The sequence below is a fragment of the Bradyrhizobium cosmicum genome (assembly GCF_032290525.1).
In the GTDB taxonomy this organism is placed as follows: domain Bacteria; phylum Pseudomonadota; class Alphaproteobacteria; order Rhizobiales; family Xanthobacteraceae; genus Bradyrhizobium; species Bradyrhizobium cosmicum_A.
On record NZ_JASXTA010000516.1, the window covers coordinates 1 to 243 of the forward strand.

Consider the following 243-nt stretch of genomic DNA (forward strand, 5'->3'; position numbering starts at 1 on the left):
GTTGCAGGCGGAGAGCACCACCCAGTCAGCGTCGAGTTTCAGTGCCAGGATTTCCTCCATCGTGAGCAGTCCGTCACCGGGAACGCCGGCAACGTCCGGCGCGCTCAAGGCGAGCGCCGGTTGATGCAGCCCGTCGAGTTCGCCGGGGATGAGGCCATGCGTGGCGAACACGATGATCTTGAATCTTGATAGGTCCGTCTTTTTCACCGTGTCTTCGTTCGCTGCCTTGCCCAGGTTGAGCAC

General features: G+C 61.3%; 1 protein-coding gene. It reads right to left on the reverse strand.

What is annotated here, in order from left to right:
* Positions 1–243: CHAT domain-containing protein (locus tag QSV46_RS40775; RefSeq protein ID WP_314964426.1), on the reverse strand; the 243-nt coding region annotated here is incomplete at both ends.